Raw genomic sequence first — 3,633 nt, 5'->3', positions numbered from 1 at the left:
CCACCATGTCCCCCCGCCATCACGCCCCCCGGCGGCGACCGTTCTCCTCATCGGCGTGGGAGACTGGGAACACGGTGATGACCGTGTCGCAGTCCTGCAAGTCCGTGCCGTCCGAAAGGAACAGGGTGCCCAACAACCTCACCCGCGACGAGGCGCGCGAGCGCGCCCGCCTGCTCAACGTCGCCTCCTATGACGTCGAACTCGACCTGACGACCGGCCACGAGACCTTCCGCACGTCGACCGCGGTCATCTTCACCTGCGTCGAGCCCGGGGCGTCGACGTTCATCGAGCTCGCCGCCGCGAAGGTCGACGAGGTTGTTCTCAACGGGGCGCCGCTCGACCCCGCCACGGTGTTCGACGGCGAGCGGATCCGGCTCGACAACCTCGCGGAGTCGAACCGGCTCACGGTGGTGGCGGACGGCATCTACTCCCGCACCGGTGAGGGCCTGCACCGCTTCGTCGACCCGGTGGACGAGGCCGTCTACCTCTACACCCAGTTCGAGACGTACGACGCGCACCGGATGTACGCCTGCTTCGACCAGCCCGACCTCAAGGCGACGTTCACCCTCACGGTCACCGTCCCGGCGGAATGGAAGGCGATCTCCAACAGCGCAGTCGCCGCGGTGGCGGAGGCCGCGATCGGGGTGCGCACCATCCGCTTCCTGACCACCCCGGTGATGTCGACGTACATCACCGCGCTCGTCGCCGGCCCGTACCACGAGGTCCGCGACCACCACGACGGCATAGACCTGGGCTTCTACTGCCGCCGATCGCTGGCCGAGTTCCTCGACCCCGCCGAGCTCTTCGAGATCACCAAGGCTGGGTTCGGCTTCTACCACCGGGTGTTCGACTACCGGTACCCGTTCGGCAAGTACGACCAGTTGTTCGTGCCCGAGTTCAACGCCGGGGCGATGGAGAACGCCGGCTGCGTGACCTTCCTGGAGGAGTACGTCTTCCGGGCGAAGGTGACCGAAGCCCGCCGCGAGCGGCGCGCCGAGACGATCCTGCACGAGATGGCGCACATGTGGTTCGGTGACCTCGTCACCATGCGCTGGTGGGACGACCTGTGGCTGAACGAGTCGTTCGCCACCTACATGTCGGTCCTCGCCCAGGTGAACGCGACCCGCTTCACCAACGGCTGGACGACCTTCGCCAACGCGGAGAAGGGCTGGGCCTACCGCCAGGACCAGCTCTCCTCCACGCACCCGATCGTCGCCGACGCCCCGGACATGGACGCGGTGCGGACGAACTTCGACGGCATCACCTACGCCAAGGGCGCCTCGGTGCTCAAGCAGCTCGTGGCCTGGGTCGGCCAGGAGGAGTTCCTCGCCGGGCTGCGGACGTACTTCCGCCGCTACGAGTACGCGAACACGTCGCTGCGCGACCTGCTCGACGAGTTGGAGAACGCCAGCGGGCGGAACCTGACCGCCTGGTCCGCGGACTGGCTGGAGACCACCGGCGCGAACACCCTGCGGCCGCGCTTCTTCACCGACTCCTCGGGCCTGTTCACCTCGTTCGACGTGGTGCAGGAGCCGGCGTCGGCGCCGCCGACCGCCTCGCGCACGCTGCGCCCGCACCGGCTCGCGATCGGCCTTTACGATCGAGACGCCACCGGCGCGCTGGTCCGGCGGGAACGGGTCGAGCTCGACGTGACGGGCAAGCTCACCGAGGTCACCAAGCTTGTCGGTGCCCGCCAGCCGGATCTGATCCTGCTCAACGACGACGACCTCACGTACGCGAAGGTGCGCCTCGACGAGCGGTCGCTGGCCACGCTCGTCGAGTCGATCGGCGCCATCTCCCAGTCACTGCCCCGGACGCTGTGCTGGGCGGCGGCCTGGGACATGACCCGCGACGCCGAACTCGCCGCCCGCGACTACGTCCGGCTCGTGCTGTCCGGGGTGACCGCCGAGGACGACATCGGCGTGGTGCAGTCGCTGCTGGCCAAGGCGGACCTGACGATCGACACTTACGGTGACCCGGCAAACCGAAAGCCCGCGCTGCGCGCGCTGACGGAACGCGCCGAGGAGCTGGCGCGCGCCGCGGCCCCCGGCAGCGACCTGCAGCTCGTCTACACCACCTCCTTCGCCCAGGCCGAGGAGGCCGACCAGGTGGCGCGGATCCGGGCGCTGTTCGAGGGCACCGACGTCATCGAGGGGCTCGTGCTCGACACCGAGCTGCGCTGGACCCTGCTGACCCAGCTCGTTGCGCGGGGCGTGTACGCCGACGCCGAGATCGACGCGGAGCTCGCCCGCGACCGCACCGCCACCGGCGAGAAGCGAGCGGCGACCGCGCGGGCGGCACGGCCGACCGCGGCGGCGAAGGCGGCCGCCTGGTCGGCGGTCATGGACTCGGACACCCTGTCGAACCACTTGGCCGCCGCGACGATGGGCGGTTTCTGGATCTCCGACCAGCTCGAGCTGACCCGGCCCTACGTGGACCGTTTCTTCGACGAGATCGCTGGGATCTGGGAGACCCGCAGCTTCGACATGGCTTCTACCATCACCCAGATGCTGTTCCCGGCATCGGTGATCGAACCGGAGACGGTGGCGAAGGTCGACGCCTACCTGGCCGAGCACAACCCGGTTCCGCCCCTGCGGCGGGCCCTGCTGGAAGGCCGCGACGGGCTCGTCCGGGCGCTGGCCGCGCGCAAGAAGGACATCGAGGCGGCGTAGCGTACCGTACCCGCATCACGCCGGTCGGGGCCAGCGGGGTCAGGGCGTCGGGCTGACCGCCAACGAAGGCTGCGTCGGGGGGAGGGTCCCGGCGGCTGCGCCGCCCGCGCCACCTGCCGCGTCCGCGAGCTGGCGGATACCGGCGATCAGGCCGCCGACCAGGTCGCCCAGCGCGAAGCTGGAGGCCATCGTCAACGCGGCGAGCCCGGCGGCCGAGTCGCCGATCCGCTTCTTGGCGGCCGGGGTCGTGGCGATCCGCACGAACCGCTGCCCGGGCAAGACGAGGATCAGCACGGCGGCATCCCGCCCCGCGTCGTCGACGAGGTTCGCGAGGATCCGCTCGGCGGCGAGCCGGGCGTCGCCGCGCACCGCGCCGATCCGGATGCTGACGTGGATACCGGTATGCGTCTCGGCGAGCTCCCGGGCCCGGTTCAGCCGGTCGAGCTGCTCGTGGGTGAACGGCTCACCAGTTGCCACTGGCACCACCCGCGCCGGGAAGGGCGGTCTTCGCCTGCTCGCCCTCGATCTCCTCCGGCTTGGAGCCGATCCAGATCTCGTCGTGCTCCCAGGGCTGCCCCGGGCGGTAGCGCACCGGCCCGCTCTTGCGGCTCGACCACGCGGCCAGCAGGATCGCGATGACGAACCCACCGACGATGGTGCCGCCGTAGATCGCCCATGACTGCACGGCCGTGAGCGGATCGGGGTTGTAGAGGGTTCCGATCTCCCCGGCCGAGGCGCTCACCGCGAACACCGGCACCGCGAACAGCGCAAGGCCAGCAACGGTGAGAACCCGGCGCGGCGCGATCCTGGATCGCAACCCCGGCGCGGGGTGCGCCCCCGGCCACGGGCGGGAGGTGCCGGCGAACGGCAGCCATCGGGTCTGGCGCGGTCGACGTCGAGTCACGCAGCGAAGATTACCGGGAAATGGGGTTACGGTTCTCGTCTGGGCTTGTTTTCCGCA

At 70.2% G+C, this 3,633-nt stretch carries 3 protein-coding genes; 1 reads left to right on the top strand and 2 read right to left on the bottom strand.

Features of this window, described 5'->3' with window-relative positions; all coding sequences use genetic code 11:
* Window positions 1-125 precede the first annotated feature (125 nt).
* Complete coding sequence (gene pepN, locus AC08OJ_RS19215; protein WP_476594675.1) at window positions 126-2,672, top strand: aminopeptidase N; 2,547 nt, start codon at window positions 126-128, stop codon at window positions 2,670-2,672.
* Window positions 2,673-2,711: 39 nt separating this feature from the next.
* Here pepN and AC08OJ_RS19210 read toward each other — a convergent pair whose 3' ends face one another.
* A complete protein-coding gene (locus AC08OJ_RS19210) occupies window positions 2,712-3,149 on the bottom strand; it encodes a DUF5130 family protein (protein ID WP_476594674.1) in 438 nt (145 codons plus the stop codon).
* Window positions 3,136-3,576, bottom strand: coding sequence for a hypothetical protein (locus AC08OJ_RS19205; protein ID WP_476596466.1), 441 nt, complete (start codon window positions 3,574-3,576; stop codon window positions 3,136-3,138). The genes AC08OJ_RS19210 and AC08OJ_RS19205 overlap by 14 nt, the downstream gene beginning before the upstream one ends.
* Window positions 3,577-3,633: the final 57 nt, after the last annotated feature.

Source organism: Frankia sp. CgKIO3 (assembly GCF_977946435.1).
The sequence above is the reverse complement of the archived record's forward strand: the minus strand, read 5'-3'. Positions and strand labels throughout refer to the sequence as shown.